Source organism: Defluviimonas sp. D31 (assembly GCF_033436765.1).
In the GTDB taxonomy this organism is placed as follows: Bacteria; Pseudomonadota; Alphaproteobacteria; order Rhodobacterales; family Rhodobacteraceae; genus Albidovulum.
The window spans coordinates 59,138-75,424 of record NZ_JAWQFN010000007.1; the positions used below are offsets into that span (position 1 = coordinate 59,138).

General features: G+C 69.1%; 17 protein-coding genes. 8 read left to right on the forward strand and 9 right to left on the reverse strand.

What is annotated here, in order from left to right:
• Position 1 precedes the first annotated feature (1 nt).
• The 5 genes from R5H32_RS13405 to R5H32_RS13425 all read left to right on the forward strand — a co-directional run bounded on the left by R5H32_RS13405 (position 2) and on the right by R5H32_RS13425 (position 5,435).
• Positions 2 to 667 carry a TetR/AcrR family transcriptional regulator gene (locus tag R5H32_RS13405; RefSeq protein ID WP_318339190.1) on the forward strand — a complete coding sequence of 222 codons (666 nt, stop codon included), beginning with the start codon at positions 2 to 4 and terminating at the stop codon, positions 665 to 667.
• An 884-nt stretch (positions 668 to 1,551) separates the two neighbouring features.
• On the forward strand, positions 1,552 to 2,190 hold the full coding sequence (locus R5H32_RS13410; RefSeq protein ID WP_318339191.1) for a paraquat-inducible protein A: 639 nt from the start codon (positions 1,552 to 1,554) through the stop codon (positions 2,188 to 2,190).
• A complete protein-coding gene (locus R5H32_RS13415) occupies positions 2,157 to 2,792 on the forward strand; it encodes a paraquat-inducible protein A (protein WP_318339350.1) in 636 nt (211 codons plus the stop codon). Before R5H32_RS13410 ends, R5H32_RS13415 begins: the two co-directional genes overlap by 34 nt.
• Positions 2,789 to 4,873: an MlaD family protein gene (locus R5H32_RS13420; protein ID WP_318339192.1), complete on the forward strand. Its 2,085-nt coding sequence runs from the start codon at positions 2,789 to 2,791 to the stop codon at positions 4,871 to 4,873. Before R5H32_RS13415 ends, R5H32_RS13420 begins: the two co-directional genes overlap by 4 nt.
• Positions 4,874 to 4,877: 4 nt before the next feature.
• The gene (locus R5H32_RS13425) at positions 4,878 to 5,435 is read left to right on the forward strand and encodes a PqiC family protein (protein WP_318339193.1); all 558 of its coding nucleotides are present in this window, start codon (positions 4,878 to 4,880) and stop codon (positions 5,433 to 5,435) included.
• A 1,084-nt stretch (positions 5,436 to 6,519) separates the two neighbouring features.
• On the opposite strand, the gene R5H32_RS13430 is transcribed toward R5H32_RS13425, so the two are convergent.
• The 5 genes from R5H32_RS13430 to R5H32_RS13450 all read right to left on the reverse strand — a co-directional run bounded on the left by R5H32_RS13430 (position 6,520) and on the right by R5H32_RS13450 (position 11,380).
• On the reverse strand, positions 6,520 to 7,572 hold the full coding sequence (locus R5H32_RS13430) for a GGDEF domain-containing protein (RefSeq protein ID WP_318339194.1): 1,053 nt from the start codon (positions 7,570 to 7,572) through the stop codon (positions 6,520 to 6,522).
• A complete protein-coding gene (locus tag R5H32_RS13435; protein WP_318339195.1) occupies positions 7,572 to 8,153 on the reverse strand; it encodes a heme NO-binding domain-containing protein in 582 nt (193 codons plus the stop codon). Before R5H32_RS13435 ends, R5H32_RS13430 begins: the two co-directional genes overlap by 1 nt.
• A gap of 481 nt (positions 8,154 to 8,634) precedes the next feature.
• Positions 8,635 to 10,188 carry a trimethylamine methyltransferase family protein gene (locus R5H32_RS13440; RefSeq protein WP_318339196.1) on the reverse strand — a complete coding sequence of 518 codons (1,554 nt, stop codon included), beginning with the start codon at positions 10,186 to 10,188 and terminating at the stop codon, positions 8,635 to 8,637.
• Between the two features lie 99 nt (positions 10,189 to 10,287).
• A complete protein-coding gene (locus tag R5H32_RS13445) occupies positions 10,288 to 10,998 on the reverse strand; it encodes an HAD family hydrolase (protein WP_318339197.1) in 711 nt (236 codons plus the stop codon).
• 85 nt (positions 10,999 to 11,083) lie between these two features.
• Positions 11,084 to 11,380, reverse strand: a complete 297-nt coding sequence (locus R5H32_RS13450) for a DUF3572 domain-containing protein (RefSeq protein WP_318339198.1) — start codon at positions 11,378 to 11,380, stop codon at positions 11,084 to 11,086.
• A gap of 88 nt (positions 11,381 to 11,468) precedes the next feature.
• Between R5H32_RS13450 and R5H32_RS13455 the strand changes: the two genes are divergently transcribed.
• Positions 11,469 to 12,842, forward strand: coding sequence for a diguanylate cyclase domain-containing protein (locus R5H32_RS13455; RefSeq protein ID WP_318339199.1), 1,374 nt, complete (start codon positions 11,469 to 11,471; stop codon positions 12,840 to 12,842).
• Positions 12,843 to 12,851: 9 nt separating this feature from the next.
• Here the strand turns inward: R5H32_RS13455 and R5H32_RS13460 are convergent, their stop codons facing one another.
• The 4 genes from R5H32_RS13460 to R5H32_RS13475 form a co-directional block, all read right to left on the reverse strand.
• Positions 12,852 to 13,331, reverse strand: a complete 480-nt coding sequence (locus tag R5H32_RS13460) for a periplasmic heavy metal sensor (RefSeq protein ID WP_318339200.1) — start codon at positions 13,329 to 13,331, stop codon at positions 12,852 to 12,854.
• Positions 13,332 to 13,336: 5 nt separating this feature from the next.
• Entirely contained in the window at positions 13,337 to 13,711 is a 375-nt protein-coding gene (locus R5H32_RS13465) for a hypothetical protein (protein ID WP_318339201.1), read from the reverse strand.
• A complete protein-coding gene (locus R5H32_RS13470) occupies positions 13,704 to 14,288 on the reverse strand; it encodes an RNA polymerase sigma factor (protein ID WP_318339202.1) in 585 nt (194 codons plus the stop codon). The genes R5H32_RS13465 and R5H32_RS13470 overlap by 8 nt, the downstream gene beginning before the upstream one ends.
• A 78-nt stretch (positions 14,289 to 14,366) precedes the next feature.
• A complete protein-coding gene (locus R5H32_RS13475; RefSeq protein ID WP_318339203.1) occupies positions 14,367 to 14,972 on the reverse strand; it encodes an EF-hand domain-containing protein in 606 nt (201 codons plus the stop codon).
• A gap of 161 nt (positions 14,973 to 15,133) precedes the next feature.
• Here R5H32_RS13475 and R5H32_RS13480 point away from each other — a divergent pair, with 161 nt between their 5' ends.
• Positions 15,134 to 15,532, forward strand: a complete 399-nt coding sequence (locus R5H32_RS13480) for a DUF983 domain-containing protein (RefSeq protein ID WP_318339204.1) — start codon at positions 15,134 to 15,136, stop codon at positions 15,530 to 15,532.
• Positions 15,525 to 16,205, forward strand: coding sequence for an NUDIX hydrolase (locus tag R5H32_RS13485; protein WP_318339205.1), 681 nt, complete (start codon positions 15,525 to 15,527; stop codon positions 16,203 to 16,205). The genes R5H32_RS13480 and R5H32_RS13485 overlap by 8 nt, the downstream gene beginning before the upstream one ends.
• The last annotated feature ends 82 nt before the right edge of the window (positions 16,206 to 16,287 follow it).

The following is a 16,287-nucleotide window of genomic DNA, read 5'->3' on the forward strand; positions in this document are numbered from 1 at the left end:
CATGACGCAATCGAAGGGAAAGATCGTCAAACTGGCCCACGAGGACGCGCCCGCCACGGGCCAGCGCGTCACGCGCGAGGATTGGTTGAACGTCGCCCAGGATATTCTTGTTTCCGACGGCGTGGCCGAGGTCAAGGTGCTGACGATCGGCGAGCGGTTGAGTGTCGCGCGGTCCTCCTTCTACTGGTACTTCAAGAGCCGAAAGGATCTTCTCGATGCCCTTCTGGCCGAGTGGGAGGGGACGAATACCGCGATCCTCGTGCGTCATTGTGAAATTCCGGCAGAAACAATTACCGGAGCGGTCTGCAATTTCTTCCGCTGCTTCATCGACCCGGCGCTTTTCGACCAGCGGCTCGATTTCGCGGTTCGGGAATGGGCGCGGCGCGACGGGTCGGTCCGCCGCGTCATCGACAGGGCCGACGATACGCGGCTGGCGGCTGTGTCCGCTATGTTCCGCCGCTACGGCTATTCGGACTACGAGGCTGACGTGCGCGCCCGCATCCTCTACTTCATGCAGCTCGGCTACCACGCGTTGGATCAGAGCGAACCGATGCGGATCCGCATGGGACGACTCGAAGGCTACCTGCTCGGCTTCACCGGCAAGGACGCCAGCGCCGAGGAGGTCGAGAGCTTTCGATCTTGGGCGATCTCGAGGGCGGTAAAGTGACCACCCGCAATGCTGCGCGGCAGCAGAAGCATGGAATTCGTGCAGAACGGCCGGCCCCGAAGCGAAGCGTAGCTGGAATGCCGGCCGATTCCGACCGGGCGGGTGCTAAGTCGGACGCGCGAGATCGCACGATCTGGAGATCAGGAACGTTGGCTCGACTGTTCTCGTAACCCCCTGGCGCATTGAAAGATGTGGTCCGGACGGGTGATGCCCAAGACATCAGCAGGCGAATGCATGTGGCTGTTACGTGATCCCGCATTATCCGCTATTGCCGAGGATCTCAGAACAGTTTGCAGTTGCCGCGAAGCCCCGTATTCTGCCGACGTGCCAGCTCGATGTCGCATTTCATGGCAGTTTCGAAAGGCTGCGACTCCCGATTTCCGCAAGGCTCTTATGGCTGCGAAGGAAACGAGATATGGCTGGATCAAGCTCTTCTGCATCCTTGGCTTCCGGCTCCTGGAAGGCTGCTGCCGCGCCGGTCGCGGCACGCCCGGATTGCCGGGGCAACCGGCACGAACGGCAGCGCGTTTTTCGCGGTCGGTCGTACCACCCGTGACCTCGCCCAGCGCCTGAAATCGTGGCAGGATCGGCTGCAGTCCCTTCCTGCGCCCACCCCGTAACAGGTGACCCAAGTTCGACTGTTACGCCCCTGACTGGTTGCACTTGTTTGTATCTGCGGACTCTCTTCTTTTGCATTCAAGGATCGGATTCACTCACCATAACCTGACTTTTTCAATAAATTACAGACATTTGCAAATCACAGTTAACGCACCGCGACAGCATGAGAGCCGTGAATATGCAAAGCGGAATCCCGGTCTGGCGCTCGGCGCGTTCCCTCCTGTAACCTGCACCGGATCGGCGACCGAGGAGGAGGCGCAACAGCAGTGACGGCGACGACCCCCATTTCCCAGCTCGACGGGCTCATCGCCTGCCCGACCTGCGACGCGCTCCATCACGCGACCGTGGTCGTTCCCGGCACGCGCGCCCGCTGTCATCGCTGTGGCACGACCCTGATGACGCCGCGCGACGGCGCGCTGACGCGTATCGTGATGCTCGCCGCGACTGCGGCTATCCTCATGGTGGCGGCGGTCTTCTTCCCCTTCCTCGAGCTTCAGGCCGGTGGCCTCAACCGGCAGAGCTCGGTTCTCGGCGCGGTCCTTGCCTTTTCCGAAGGGTGGATGATGCCGCTCGCTGTCGCGGTCGGAGCGATGATCGTCGCCCTGCCCTTCGCCCGGCTTGTTGCCATAACCTACGCGCTCGCGCCGATGGCGCTTGGCTGGCGTCCCGCCGCCCAGGCCGAGCGCGTTTTCCGCTGGGCCGAAGCGATGCGGCCCTGGGCGATGGCCGAGATCTTCATCCTCGGCGTCGCGGTGGCGATGGTGAAGATCGCGGGCCTTGCCAAGGTCACGCTCGGCCCCGCGTTCTGGGCCTTCGCGGCACTGGTCCTCGTGACCGTGCTCAAGGACAACTTCATGTGCAGGCTGACGATATGGAAAACGCTCGAAGAACGCAGGCGGTCCTGACCGCGAGGCGGGCGGGGCTCGTCGGCTGCACCAGCTGCGGCAAGGTCCATGCCGCCGGCGAACCCGCCTGTCGGCGCTGCGGCGCAACACTGCGGAGCCGCGATGACAAGAGCCTGCAACGGGTCTGGGCCTGGCTCTTCGCCGGCATGGTCGCCTATATCCCCGCCAACACCTATCCGATGCTTCTGACGACGAATTTCGGAAAGACGCAGGAGAACACGATCGTCGGCGGCGCGATCGAGCTTCTGAACCACGGCTCCTGGGGCGTTGCGCTGATCGTCTTCTCCGCCTCGGTGCTGATCCCGATCGGCAAGTTCATCGCCATCGCCTATCTCGCGCTCTCGGCACGTTCGGCGGTCGTCATCCGCGGCCACGGCCGGCAGCATCTCTACGAGGTCGTCGAGTTCATCGGCCGCTGGTCGATGATCGACGTTTTCGTCGTCGCGATCCTCTCCGCGCTCGTCCAGTTCGACTTCGCCGCCACGATCAATCCCGGCATCGCCGCGGTCAGTTTTGCGCTTTCCGTTGCATTCACGATGATTTCCGCGCAGAACTTCGACCCGCGCACCCTCTGGGACGCCTATGAGGAAGACGACACGTGACCGAACCGCGCCCCGCAGAGCTCGACATCTCGAAGCCGAAGCCGTCATTCTGGCGGAATCTCTCGTTCGTCTGGCTCGTGCCGGTGCTCGCGCTCGCGATCTCGCTCGGCCTCGCCTGGCAGAACTTCGCCAATCGCGGTGTGCTGGTCGACATTGCCTTCCAGAGCGCCCCCGGCGTCACGGCGGGCGAGACGACGATCCGCTACCGCGACGTCACCATCGGCCGGGTCGAGCAGGTGACCTTCACCCCTGACCTCACCAAGGTTCTGGTTCGCGCCCGGATCGACAAGGACGTGGCCCCCTTCCTCGACAAGGAGGCGCAGTTCTGGATCGTCAGCCCCAAGGTCAGCACCCGCGGCATCTCGGGCCTCTCCACGGTGCTGTCCGGCGTCTATATCGAAGGCGCCTGGGACCAGGAGGCCGGCGTGCAGGCCTACCGGTTCGAAGGCGCCGACGGCCCGCCGCTGGTGCAGCCCGGACGCGAAGGCAAGCGCATCACGCTGATTACCGATGACGGCAGCCTGATCTCCGAAGGGGCGCCGGTGTTCTTTCACGGCGTCGAGGTCGGGCGGCTCGAAAAGCCGCGGCTCACGGTCACGACCGACTCCATCGTCGTCGACGCCTTCATCGAAGCGCCGCACGACCGAAGGCTCAATTCGGCGACCCGCTTCTGGGACACTTCAGGCTTCGACGTCTCGCTGAGCGGCGCCGGTCTCAGCGTCAACTTCGACAGCATGGCCTCGCTTCTGGCCGGCGGGGTCGAGTTCGACTCGATCTACGAGGGCGGCGAGCCGGTCAGCCCCGGCCATGTGTTCCAAGTCTATCCCGACCAGCCCACCGCGCGCAAAAGCCTGGTCTCCCGGTCGAATGCCGATGCCGTCCAGATCGCCGCCGAGTTCGGCGAATCCGTGAGCGGCCTCGAACCCGGTGCCGACGTGCGCTACGGCGGGCTCAAGGTCGGCGAGGTCACCGCGATCGCCGCGCAGGTCGAGGATGACGAAACCGGCCCGCGCGTGCGGCTTATGGCCAATCTCGCAATCGAGCCCGACAGGCTCGGCCTGCCCGCGGGCGCGGGCGCGGCCGACACGCTCGATTTCTTCGAGGCCGCGGTCGGGGAGGGTCTGCGCGCCCGTCTGGCAGCCACCAGCATGTTCAGTGCCGCACTGATCGTCGAACTGGTCGAGATACCGGACGCCGACCCGGCCATATTCGACCGCGCGGCCGAACCGCTCCCGATCCTGCCGAGCGAGAAGTCGAACCTGCCCGATTTCACCGCGACCGCGGAGGGCGTGTTCGAACGGATCAACGCCCTTCCCGTCGAGGAGCTGATCGAACAGGCGATCAAGATGATGGCCTCGATCGAGGCGGTGACGAGCTCCGAGAGCACCCGCGCCGTGCCCGACACGGTCGTGGCGCTCCTCGAGGATACGCGCTCGCTCGTCAACGACGATGCGATGCGGGCGCTGCCCGGCGACATCCGCGCCACTGTGGCCGAACTGCGCGCCGTGGTGAGCGAGCTGAAGGAGGGCGGCGCGATGACGAACCTCGCCTCCGCGCTCGAGCGCGCCGACACGATCACCGCCGACATCGCCACCGCCTCGGCGGAGTTCCCCGCCCTTGTCGAGGACCTGCGCGCGGTCGCGAAGAAGGCCAATTCGCTCGAGGCCGAGGAGCTCGTCGCCGCCGCGACCCGGGTGCTCGACAGCGCCGACAAGGTGATCGGCAGCGAGGCCGCGCGCGACTTGCCGCCCGCGCTGAACGCTGCGCTTGACGAGATCCGCACGACGCTGACCGAACTGCGCGAGGGCGGTGCCGTCGAGAATGCGAACGCGACCATGGCCTCGGCCCGCGACGCCGCCGACGCGGTCGCGAAGGCCACCGAGAGCCTTCCGGACCTGTCCGCCCGGCTCGAGAAGCTCGTCGCCCAGTCCGAGGCGCTCATCGCCGCCTATGGCGAACGCTCCAGCTTCAACGGCGAGACGCTCTCGGCGCTGCGCGAGGTCCGCAGCGCCGCCCGCGCCGTCAGCCAGCTTGCCCGCGCGATCGAGCGCAATCCCAATTCCCTCCTTATAGGACGCTGACCCGATGCGCCGCGCTGCCCTCGTCTGCATTATCTGCACCCTTGCCGGCTGCGCCGGCAACGCCGACCGCTTCCTGATCAACACTCCGGCAGCGGCGACGCCGATCGCCGTTCCGGTCGCGACGATCGAGGTCCGCGACGTGTCGCTGCCGGCCTATGCCGCCGCGATAGAGATCTCCCAGGAGGAACAGGGCGGCGCTCTGCGCAACATCCGCACCTCGCTCTGGGCAGATGAACCGGTGCGCGGCGTGACCGCCGCGCTCGCCCGCAGCCTCGACAACGCGACCAGCGCGACCGTCGCCGCCGAGCCCTGGCCGCTTTCCGAGCCCGCCGATGCCCTGCTCGACGTCCGGGTCGAACGGATGCTGGCACGGGCCGACGGCAGCTTCGACTTTTCCGGCCAATACGCGATCTCCGCACCCGACGGGGCGGTTCGCGAACGTCTCCAACGGTTCGACATCCGCATTCCGGCCGCCCAGCCCGGCGCATCCGGCGTCGCCGCGGCCAGCGGCGCGGCGATCGCGGCGCTCGCGACCGAAATCGCCCGCACACTCGCGCGCTGATCACGCCGTCTCTCGTCCCATTCCGCGCCGCACGGCCGAATACATCCGGTGTCGACACGCCCAAAGGCGCAGCGACCGTGGCTCTCCCGGTCGCGGTACACCGCGCACATGCGTTCCGAACGATGCCGCGGACCGGCCCCTCTCCCGCAGGTCAGCCTGACCCATCCGACATCGCAAGGACCAAAGGCGCAGCAATCGCGGCGACCGCGAGCGAGATCGCCCGCACACTCGCGCGCCGAACCATGTCGTCGACCGGCCCGTTCCCCACCGGTCAGCCCGCCCCATCCGGCATCGCGACGGACAGCGGTACGTCGATTGCGGCGCTCGCAGCCGGGATTGCCCGCACACAGTCGCCTACTGAACCACGCCGCGGACCGAGCGTCGGTCCGCGAAGAACGTCCCCATCGCGCGTGTCGGCCTCGACGTCTGCACGCAGGCCAGAAACGCGCCTCACGCCAGCGCTCCCGCCGGTCATCGCGACTCATATCGACGCCCTCCGTCATCGCCCTGCCCGAGCCGCTATCGCTGCCGCCGGCCCCGGTTCGTTGCGTCGCCGCTCCGGTGCCAAGGACACCGTACCAGAGCCTCGGGCCGCAGCGATCACCCCCTCACGACCGGGCCACGGACGCACCAGGTCCGCCGCCCGCTTCTCCTGACCTGTCCCGACGCGTGCTAACCCGTCCAGCCCCGCGAGCCGAACCACCGCGGCGGCGGTTCTCACGAGTTTCGTGCAATCCCACCTTGCGACTGCCCGCCTGCACCGACGCGACCGGCGGCAATCGCGAAGGCCTGCAACGCGGTTGCGCGACCGGCCAGGCGCCGCAACCAGGCATCGGTCCCGGATCACACTGCCCAGGAGGAATTTGGAACGAGGCAGCCGTCCTCGCCCCGTCGCGCCGGCATCCGCCGAAACTCTCCGGCCGCTCTTTGGCCCGCTCATCTCGTGGCGCTCCTTTCTCTTGGCCGGGCGCGCCACCTTGCCAAGCCGCCGCTATCGCAGCGTGGCGCGACCGACCCCGCGGTTCCGTGATCTCGCTGTCTGCCAGGGCATTTCCCCGATCCGCCCGTCCGGCAAGGTCGGCCATCACCGCAAGCCATCAGCCGACGGATTCGCCCCGACTGGCCCATCGGGCTCGACCCAATGGATCGTGCATCGTCCCCGCCCCCGCCGCTTGGAGACGTAAAGCGCGGAATCGGCGTCGCTGAGCAGTCGGTCGGCATCCGGTGCTGCGTAAGCGGCCGACAGCGTCGCCCCGATGCTGCCGGATATCCGGCACTCGCGGCCGTCGAACGCAACGGGACGTTCGAGGCCGGCAATTATCCGTGCCCCGACCTTCATGACTTCCGCACCGTCGATCGGACCGCCGAGGATCAGGACGAACTCGTCCCCGCCGACGCGAGCCACAACGTCCTCGACCCTCGTGTGCGAGCGCAGCACCTCGGCGACATGGCTCAGCACAAGGTCGCCGGCCGCATGGCCGAGCGTGTCGTTCACCGTCTTGAAAAAGTCGAGGTCGAGATGCAGCAGTGCGAACCCCACTCCGCCGCGCCGGACTGCGGCGAGAGCCCGCGCCAGTGCCTGGTCGAGCGACCGCCGGTTCGCGAGTCCGGTCAGTGCATCGCTGAGCGCCTGGGCCTCGGCCGCACGCTGCGCCGCCTGGAGCCGGCGGTTCATCGCGGCGAGTTCCTCCATAACCGCCTCCTTGACCTCGGTCAGGTAGAGCAGCTCGACCGTCAGGTCGGTCGGGGCGAAATCGCGGTTGCTGAGCATGTGCTCGCGGACGGCTTCGGCGGCCCGGATGCCGAACGAGAGGTTGAGGATCGCGCCCTGGCCGTCCTGCAGCGGAACGCAGAGCCCGCGCAGCGCGGTGCGCGGCGGCTGGCGCAGCGAGAGATGCAGCCGCTGTCCCGCGAGCGGGCGCATTTCCGCCATCGTCGCCACCACCTGCGGCCGGCTCACCTCGAAGACCTCGAAAAACCGCATACCGACCAGAACCAGCCCGTCGCAGAGTTTGGCCAGGGTCGGCCCGACGGCGCGGATATGCCCGCTCGGCGCGATCCACAGGAACATAGGCATCAGCCGGCCGAGTTCCGCCTCGTCGATGCAGGCCGGGCCTGATCTCACCGCCGCGTCCATCACGCCCGTCCCGGCCGCGCCAGATCGAAACGCCGGCCCGTCGCGAATTGCGCCTCGAGCAGTTCGATCGTGACGCTATCCGCCATGCCCTGCGCGGCACCGGCCTCGATCAGTGCGAGCGCGCCGAAATCGTCCGCCATCGCGCGCAGTATCCCGGCAAAGACCGCCGCGTATCCCGGATGCCCGCCCCGGCACAGAAGCGTGAAGCGGCCCGGTCCGGTGGCGATCACCGAGAGGTCCGGCATGTCGACGTCGGGCACCGCCAGGCGCACGCGATCCGGTAGTTCGGCGAGCGACTGAAGGAAGTCGGCATAGTCCAGGCCGCCAAATCGCAAGAGCCGCCGCAGGGGCTCGCGGCCGACGAGATAGATACCGAGATCCTCCAACAGAGCCTCGCGCGGCTTTGCCAGCCGCTGCGCAGCCGCGTCGATGACCGCATCGGTCAGCGCGTCGTCGTAGGTCATCATCGCCTCGAAGCCCTGCGCTTCCAGACCCGCTTCGGCCGCGACCGCGGCCCAGAGCGCCGCACCGTAGGTGTCGCGCAGAAAACATTGGATCGACCGGTTGACGAGACCGTGCATGGCACACCCTTCCCTATCCGGGACCAAGCCTAGACCGGACCGAGTTAAGAAACGCCGAAGCCGCACACGCGATCGACGAGGAGTTCCCCGGCCTTATTGCGCCGCCTGCGCTGCGACACAGCGCGATCCCCACCCGATGCGAGCGCCCTTAAGGCCCGCCCCCCTCGGCACCACCGGAGTCGGCGTTCCATGTCTCCGTCCGGACCCGGCCGTCAGCGACGCGCGGCTCGAACAAGGTGACCCGCAGCCCTGCGGGCCGGGCGCAGACCGCGGACGGAGGCCCAAGCATGACCTTCCTGCCCCAGCCCTCGAGCCGCTCGGCCGGGTTTGCGTCCGCAGGCCACCGCGATGCGGAACGCGCCCCCTTCGTCTTGCCCTGAACTATCCCCCGCGTAGCGGCTCCCGAGCGGCCCGCCCCCGCGAAGGTCGCGAGATGAACGCGCATGCGCGGGCCCCAGCCCGCGCATTCCGCCGGATCGCCTCAGAAGTCGGTGGGCGCCCCGCCCTCGGCCTTGCGGCGCTCGACGAACGCCTTCAGCTCGTCGCGGATCCCTTCGTCCATCGGCGGCGCCTCGAACTCGGCGATGATCGCCTTGAAGATCCGGTGCGCCCGCTCGGCGGTCCAGACCGAACCGTCGAGCTGCCAGGCCTCGTAGTTGCGCCAGTCCGAGGCGATCGGCTGGTAGAAGGCCGTCGTGTAGCGGTCCTGGGTGTGCTGGCAGCCGAAGTAATGGCCCTCGGAGCCGACCTCGGCGATCGTGTCGATGGCGATATCGTCCGGCCCCGTGCCCCAGACCTCGGGCTCCATGTAGCGCTGCATCATCTGCAGCACCTCGCAGTCCATCACGAACTTCTCCGGGGACGCGATCAGCCCGCCCTCGAGCCAGCCCGCCGCGTGATAGACCATGTTGGTGCCCGACTGCATCGCCGCCCAGAGCGAATTGCAGGTCTCCCACATCGCCTGGCCGTCCGGCACGTTCGCCGCGCAGACGCCCGAGGAGCGCAGAGGCAGCTTGTAGAACCGCGCCATCTGCCCGGTCATCTGCGTCGCGCGCATGTATTCCGGCGTGCCGAAGGCGGGCGCGCCCGACTTCATGTCGACGTTGGAGGTGAAGGTGCCGATCCCGACCGGCGCCCCTGGCGCCACGTATTGCAGAAGCACGATCGCCGCCAAAGCCTCGGCGATCGACAGCGTCACCGCGCCCGACATCGTCACCGGCGCCATGGCGCCTGCAAGCGTGAACGGCGTCACGACCACCGCCTGCCCGTTCCGCGCCAGCCGCAAGGCCCCGTCGATCATCGGGAAGTCGTGCTTCAGGGGCGAGACCGAGTTGATGTTGGTGTACATGTGGGGGCGGGCGCGGAACGCCTCCTCGCTGAGTCCCCCGGCGATGCGGACCATCTCCATCCCGTCCTCGACCCGCTCCTTGCCCAGGGCATAGGCATGGCACACCTTGTCGGTGAGCGTGAGCTTTTCATAGAGGCAGTCGAGATGGCGGATCGAGGGATGCACGTCGATCGGCTCGACCGGATAGCCGCCGGCGAAATGGATGCAGTTGAAATACTGCGTCAGCTTGATGAAGTCGCGGAACCCTTCCATGAAGCCCGAGACCTTGCCGCGCTCAAGGTCCCAGTAGTTCGGCGGCGAGGAGACGTTGCCAAAGAGGATGTGCTTGCCGCCCATCGGCAAGGCACGGGCCGGGTTGCGCGGGGTGATGGTGAACTCGGACGGCGCGCGGCCGACCATCTCCATCACGAAATCCTCGTCCATACGGACGGTGTCGCCCTCGACCCTGCAGCCGGTCTGCTTGAAGATCGCCAGCGCCTCGTCGTTGAAGAAACGGATGCCGATCTCGCTCAGGATCCGCATCGCGCCCTTGTGGATCGCGAGAACGCCCTCGGGGCCCATCGGCTCGATCGGCCGGTCCGGGTTCACCGGGATGCGCCATTCCATCTGGTCGATCGCCTTAACCCCGGCCCGCTCGGCATGGCCGGCGCGTCCGCCCGCCCGCTTGCGCCTGATCTCGCTCGACATGCCCTGTCCTCCGATGCCCGTCCGGGACAGCATCGGCAGGCGGAGGCTTCACTTCGCACCCTTCCGCGACAGGATTGCGTCGTTTTTGGAGCGAGCCCCTCAGGTTTCGGCCATCACCTGCGTGTCGATCCAGCGCGGCAGATGGCCGATATCGGGCAGGACCACGTCGGCGAGCGGGGCCAGGTCCTCGGCTTCGGCGACGCCGGTCAGCACCGCCACCGTGCGCATCCCCGCCGCGCGCCCGGCGACGAGGTCGTGGCGGCTGTCCCCGACCATGGCGACGTTTTCGGGCGCGAGTCCCTGCGAGCGGGCGAAGGCGAGAAGCGGGCCGGGATCTGGCTTGGCGCCGTGGCCGCTGTCGAAGCCCGAGACGAACTGGAAGAAGCGCGCGACATCGGCTTGCTTCAGATGCGCGTGCGCCGGCTCTTCGGCATCGTTGGTCGCAAGACCGAGCCTGAGGCCGCGCGCGGTGAGCGCCTCGAAGAGCGGCACGAGCGGCGTCGCGGCGACAAGGTCGGTCACCGCCGCCATCGCGTTCATCCGCGCCACCAGAACCGCATGATCGGCGCCCGGCAGGTGCGGCAGGAGGTAGGCCGCGATCTCGGGCGCGGTATGGGCGATCACCGGGCTGTCAGGGGCGAAGCTGCCGTCGCGCAGGTCATAGCCGATCGCCGCGCCGAGCGTCGCGGCAAGATCGGCGGAACCACCCGCCAGTTCCTCGAGCATGCGCCGCGACCAGCCGCCCCAGGTCGCGCGGAAGTCGAAGAGCGTGCCATCCTTGTCAAAGACAAGCCCGCGGATCTCGGTCATGATTCCTCCCGTTCCCGCGATGGCGGGGTTTGGGCCAGACCCTGCCGGTTTTCCGCCCGCAAGGCAACGCCGAAGGCCGATGGCCTCAGGTCCAGTGGGTCTCGGCCCCGCCCGGCAGCGCCTGCCGCGCCGCCATCGGCACCGCGTAATCGTAGCCCGCCGCGTCGCAAAAGCCGATCACCCAGGCATCGTCCAACAGCAGGAAATCCAGCACCGAGACGAGAAAATCCGGCTCCGCCGCGCGTTCGCGGAGATCGGACGCCGAGAGCCCGCTCGCGCCGAGGAAGACCGGCAGCAGGTCCTCCTCGCCCGCGAGCCAGGACAACGCCCGGAGCGCCAGGGTTTCGGCGAAGTCCCGCCCTACCGCCGTTGTATTTCGCATTCGTTACCGCCCCGGAAAGCATTTCTTAACCATTGTGACTGAATCATGAGGGCAACGAACGCGCAAGTAAACGGGACGGAGCACGGCCGTGGCTGGGAAGATTCTCATCGTGGATGACGTCGCGACGAACCGGATCGTCCTGAAGGTGAAGCTCGCCTCCGCCTTCTACGAGACCGTGCAGGCCGCCTGCGGCGCCGAGGCGCTGGAACGGGCGCGCGCGATGCGCCCCGATCTCGTGCTTCTCGATGTCGAACTGCCCGACATGAACGGGATCGAGGTCTGCCGTCGGCTCAAGGCCGACCCCGCGACCAGCGGCATCCCGGTGGTGATGGTCACCGCCTTCCACGACCATGCGCGCAAGATGGAGGCGCTCGCCGCGGGCGCCGAAGAGGTGTTCTGGAAGCCGCTCGACGAGGCGGTGCTGATGGCGCGGCTCAGGAGCCTACTCCGGGCGCGCGAGACGGCCGAACAACTCGGCCTGCGCGACGGCACCTACCGCGAGCTTGGGTTCGCCGAGGGGCCGCAACCCTTCGCCGGTCCCGCGCTCGTCGGCCTCATCGCCGGCCGGGCCGAGACCGCGCTCGCCTGGAAACGCGACCTTGCGGGCCGGCTGAACGACCGGCTCCAGGTGCTCGACGCCAGCGCGGTGCTCGGCGACCTCGGCTCGGGGCCGGTGCCGGATGTCTTCGTCGTCGCCGCCGACCTCGCGCGGCCGGGCGACGGCCTCACGCTGATGTCGGAGCTGCGCTCGCGACCCGCGACCCGCTTCTCGGCGGTCTGCGTGATGCTGCCGCGCGACGGGCGCGACACCGCCGCCGTGGCGCTCGACCTCGGTGCGAGCGACCTGATCGAGGCGGGCGCCGATCCGGTCGAGATGGCGCTTCGGATCCGCACCCAGATCGCCCGCAAGCGGCAGTCCGACCGGCTCCGCGCTTCGCTTGAGAACGGGCTCAGGCTCGCGATGACCGATCCGCTCACCGGGCTCCATAACCGCCGCTACGCGCTGCCGCATCTCTCCCGCATCGCCGAGCGCGCGCGCGCGGCGGGACGGCAGTTCGCGGTGATGGTGCTCGACCTCGACCGCTTCAAGGCGATCAACGACAGCCGCGGCCATGCCGCCGGCGACGCGGTGCTCGTCGAGGTGGCCGCGCGGCTGCGCGGCAACCTGCGCGCGGTCGACCTCCTCGCCCGGATCGGCGGCGAGGAATTCCTCGTGGCGCTCCCCGACACCACACCCGAGGCCGCGCAGGCGACCGCCGAACGGCTGCGCCGGGTGATCGGCGACCGGCTCGTGCCGGTGCCCGACGGCGGCGGGGCGATCCCGGTCACGCTCTCGATCGGCCTCGCGCTCGGTCCGGGGCCGGCTTCTGTCGAGGATCTCGTCGATCTCGCCGACCGCGCGCTCATGGACTCCAAGGCCGATGGCCGCAACATCGTCACGGTCGGCCGCAGCGCCGCCTGAGCGTCGCCCTCAGCGCCACCAGCGCCGCGACGTCGCCACCTCGACCCGGTCGGCAAGCTTGTGCCGCGCCTCCGGCGACATCTGGGAAATCCGCTCGACGAGAAGCCGCTGGCCAAGCTCGAGCCGCTGGGCGGTGCGGGCGCCCTGCGCCGCCATCGCCCCAGCGACCGCGGCCGGATCCCAGGGCTCCGCCCGGAGCGAGGCCACGAGCCGCTCGAAATCGCCACGCATCTCTTGGCGCATCTCGCGATAATCCGGCCGCGCGGCGAGGAAGGCGTCGCGCAGGGCGGCGCGGTCCTCGCGGCTCAGCGCCTCGGTGAAGGGCCCGAAACCCACGTCATGCGGGCGCCAGTGGCCACCGCCACGATGATGCCCGGCCATCGACCCGGCGATCACCGCCACGACGAAGAGATTGAGGCCGAGCGAGGCGATGAGCGCCCATTTCATCCAGCCCGCGCCGAGCTTCCCGGTCTGTTCCGGCTCCGTCATGCCCATCACTCCCCAATCACCAGCGCCGCGAAATCCTCGGTCCCCGGCATCAGTTCGACCGACGCGGCGACTGGCTCCAGTCCCAGGATGTCGCCGCCATAGGACGCCGGATCGGCGATGCCCGCATAGCCGATCCAGAGGCCCGCCGCCGTCGCGGTGACGAGCCCGCCGAGCCCCTGCCAGCCTCCGAGCGCCTGCGCGAGCCGCGCCCGGAGCGGCACCCGGGGCACCGGCGCCGCAACGGGCCGTGCCACGTCCTTCACCTGCCGCGCCTCCGCGCGGATTCGCGCCAGAAGCGCCTCCGAAGGCACCGGCGGCTCTCTCCGCGCTGCTTCGAAGAAGGCCTCGAGCCTCTCGTCCGTCCGGTCCGTCTCAGCCATCATCAAACCCCAGTTCCTCGCGCCGGCCCGCCAGCGCCTCTGTCAATCCCCGCTTGCCGCGCGCGACCAGGCTTTCCACCGCCTCGACGCCCACCTCCATGATCTCCGCAATCTCGGGATTGGCGAGCCCTTCGAGATGGCGCAGCACCACCGCCTGGCGCTGCCGCTCCGGCAGCCGCATCAGCGCCGCCTCGAGCGCCGCCGCCCGGTCCTGAGCGACGAGCCCGGCAACCGCTCCCGGTCGCTCGTCCGCCGGCTCGGCCGCGGCGTCGAGCGGCAGCGTGCGCCGCCGCCGCAGCCGGTCCGTGGCGAGGTTGGCCGCGACCCGGTAGAGCCAGGTCGAGACCCGCGCCGCGCCACCCTGCCAGTCCGGCGCGAGGCGCCAGAGCCGCAGCATCGCCTCCTGCGCCACGTCCTCGGCCTCGGCCGGATCGCCGAGCATCCGCGCCGCGACCCGGTAGGCCACCGGCGCCAACCGCGCGGTCAGAAGCCGCGCGGCCTCCGGATCCCCGTTGCCGTAAAGGACCAGGAGCGCCTCGTCCGAGGCCTCGGCCAATGCGTCGACTACGTTGCCCATCGGCGGAATGGCTAGCCTCAAACCCGTGAAACCGCAATCGCTGCCCGCCCCGGTGCCGGGGCGGGCAGCGCCTCATCGTCACTCGGTGCCGCCTTCTTCGCCCGTGGCCGCGTCGGGCGCGAACATGCGGTGCATGGCGCCGCGGCGGCCCATCCGCTCATGCGCGGCGTCGAACTCGTCCTCGCTCACCACGCCGTCGCCATCGGCATCGGCAAAGCCGAACATCCGCTCGGGCATCGGCATCGCCAGCATCTCGGCCGCGCCGAGCTTGCCGTCGCCGTCGAGGTCGCGGGATTCGAGCATCAGCTTGGCCATGACCTCGGCGCGCGCCTGCATCCGCTTGGCGATATGCGCCGCCAGTTCCTCGGCCGAGATCAGGTTGTCGCCGTCAGCATCGAGCCCGGCGATCTCGGCCTGGCGGTGGGCGCGGAACTCTTCCTCGGTGATCTTGCCGTCGCCATCGGCGTCGAGTTCCGCGAAGTCGAGCCCGGGACCGGCCATCATGCCGCCCATTCCCATCATGCCGCCCATCATCCCGTGGCCCATCATGCCGCCGCGCATCTCGTGCCCGGACTTGCCGCCGCGCCCGAAGCCTCGGTCATGCGCCGCGAGGACGGTCGGTGCGGCGAGCGCCGCGGCCCCGACCGAAAGCGCAAGTGCTGCGAGAAGGCTTTTCCTGATCATCCTCGATTCCTTTCCGTTGCAAGAGCCGGGCGGTCGCGCCGCCCTCTGATCCATGAAACGCGCGGGCCGGGCGGTTCCGTCGGTCGCTGGGCGAAAAAGCGCAGCGGGGTATCGCGCGGCCTCGGTTCGGTGCTAGATGCTGGGCAACAGGAGACGCGACCATGACCGATGTGACGATCGAACCCGAGGATGACCGGCCGATGAAGCCGGCGCTCCTGCGCGGCTGGCGCCGGCGCTGCCCCTCCTGCGGCGAGGGCGCGCTTCTGAAGGGCTACCTGAAGGTGCGGGACGCCTGCCCCGCCTGCGGCGAGGCGCTGCACCACCAGCGCGCCGATGACGGGCCGGCCTATGTGACGATCCTGATCGTCGGCCACCTGATGGCGCCGCTGATCGGTTGGGCCTTCGTCGAGTTCCGCCCCGACCCGCTGGTGCTGTCGGGGATCTTCGCGACTGGCTGCGTCGCGCTCTCGCTCTATCTCCTGCCGCGGATCAAGGGCATGTTCGTGGCCCTGCAATGGGCCAAGAGGATGCACGGCTTCGGCACGGGCGGCGATGTCTGAGGCCGCCTCCCCGCCGGTCCGCGACGCGGCCACGGTGCTTCTGGTGCGCCGCGACGGGGACGAGCCCGCGGTGTTGATGGGCCAGCGCGGCGCCGGCGCGGCCTTCATGCCGAGCAAGTACGTCTTCCCCGGCGGCGCGGTCGACGCGGCCGATGCCTCGGTGCCCTTCGCCTCCGACCTTGCGCCGGGCTGCCTTGCCCGCATCGCCGACTGCGCGGCACCCGGCCTCGGCCCGGCGCTCGCCGCCGGGGCGATCCGCGAGCTCTGGGAGGAGACCGGGCTCATCCTCGGCACCCCCGGCGCCTGGCCCGGAGCCGTGCCGGAGGGCTGGCGCGACTTCGCCGCGACAGGGCACCTGCCGGCGGCGGCGGCGCTCAGCTTCGTCTTCCGCGCGATCACGCCGCCGGGCCGGCCGCGCCGCTTCGACGCGCGCTTCTTTCTCGCCGATGCCGCGGCGATCGCCGGCGACCCGGACGATTTCGCCCGCGCCTCCGACGAGCTCAGCCACCTGCACTGGGTGCCGCTCGGCGCGGCGCGGCGGCTCAACCTGCCGTTCATCACCGAAGTGGTGCTGGGCGAGGTCGCCGCGCACCTGAAGGGCGAGCCGGTCGAGGACGGTGTGCCGTTCTTCGACAATTCCGGCTCCGTTCCGGCTTTCCGGCGGCTCGTCTGATCCGGTCGCGCGCGCGGTTCCCGCGCGCATGATCGCGTCTCGCGCCCCTTGCTTTCGCAAGGGCCGCTCGGGTTTGCCTCCG

What these genes read in the sequence shown, in the direction of transcription:
- R5H32_RS13405 (WP_318339190.1), top strand. Translation starts at nt 2, where the DNA reads ATGACGCAATCGAAGGGAAAGATCGTCAAACTGGCCCACGAGGACGCG.
- R5H32_RS13415 (WP_318339350.1), top strand. Translation starts at nt 2,157, where the DNA reads ATGGAAAACGCTCGAAGAACGCAGGCGGTCCTGACCGCGAGGCGGGCG.
- R5H32_RS13425 (WP_318339193.1), top strand. Translation starts at nt 4,878, where the DNA reads ATGCGCCGCGCTGCCCTCGTCTGCATTATCTGCACCCTTGCCGGCTGC.
- R5H32_RS13430 (WP_318339194.1), bottom strand. Translation starts at nt 7,572, where the DNA reads ATGGACGCGGCGGTGAGATCAGGCCCGGCCTGCATCGACGAGGCGGAA.
- R5H32_RS13435 (WP_318339195.1), bottom strand. Translation starts at nt 8,153, where the DNA reads ATGCACGGTCTCGTCAACCGGTCGATCCAATGTTTTCTGCGCGACACC.
- R5H32_RS13440 (WP_318339196.1), bottom strand. Translation starts at nt 10,188, where the DNA reads ATGTCGAGCGAGATCAGGCGCAAGCGGGCGGGCGGACGCGCCGGCCAT.
- R5H32_RS13445 (WP_318339197.1), bottom strand. Translation starts at nt 10,998, where the DNA reads ATGACCGAGATCCGCGGGCTTGTCTTTGACAAGGATGGCACGCTCTTC.
- R5H32_RS13450 (WP_318339198.1), bottom strand. Translation starts at nt 11,380, where the DNA reads ATGCGAAATACAACGGCGGTAGGGCGGGACTTCGCCGAAACCCTGGCG.
- R5H32_RS13460 (WP_318339200.1), bottom strand. Translation starts at nt 13,331, where the DNA reads ATGACGGAGCCGGAACAGACCGGGAAGCTCGGCGCGGGCTGGATGAAA.
- R5H32_RS13465 (WP_318339201.1), bottom strand. Translation starts at nt 13,711, where the DNA reads ATGGCTGAGACGGACCGGACGGACGAGAGGCTCGAGGCCTTCTTCGAA.
- R5H32_RS13470 (WP_318339202.1), bottom strand. Translation starts at nt 14,288, where the DNA reads ATGGGCAACGTAGTCGACGCATTGGCCGAGGCCTCGGACGAGGCGCTC.
- R5H32_RS13475 (WP_318339203.1), bottom strand. Translation starts at nt 14,972, where the DNA reads ATGATCAGGAAAAGCCTTCTCGCAGCACTTGCGCTTTCGGTCGGGGCC.
- R5H32_RS13480 (WP_318339204.1), top strand. Translation starts at nt 15,134, where the DNA reads ATGACCGATGTGACGATCGAACCCGAGGATGACCGGCCGATGAAGCCG.
- R5H32_RS13485 (WP_318339205.1), top strand. Translation starts at nt 15,525, where the DNA reads ATGTCTGAGGCCGCCTCCCCGCCGGTCCGCGACGCGGCCACGGTGCTT.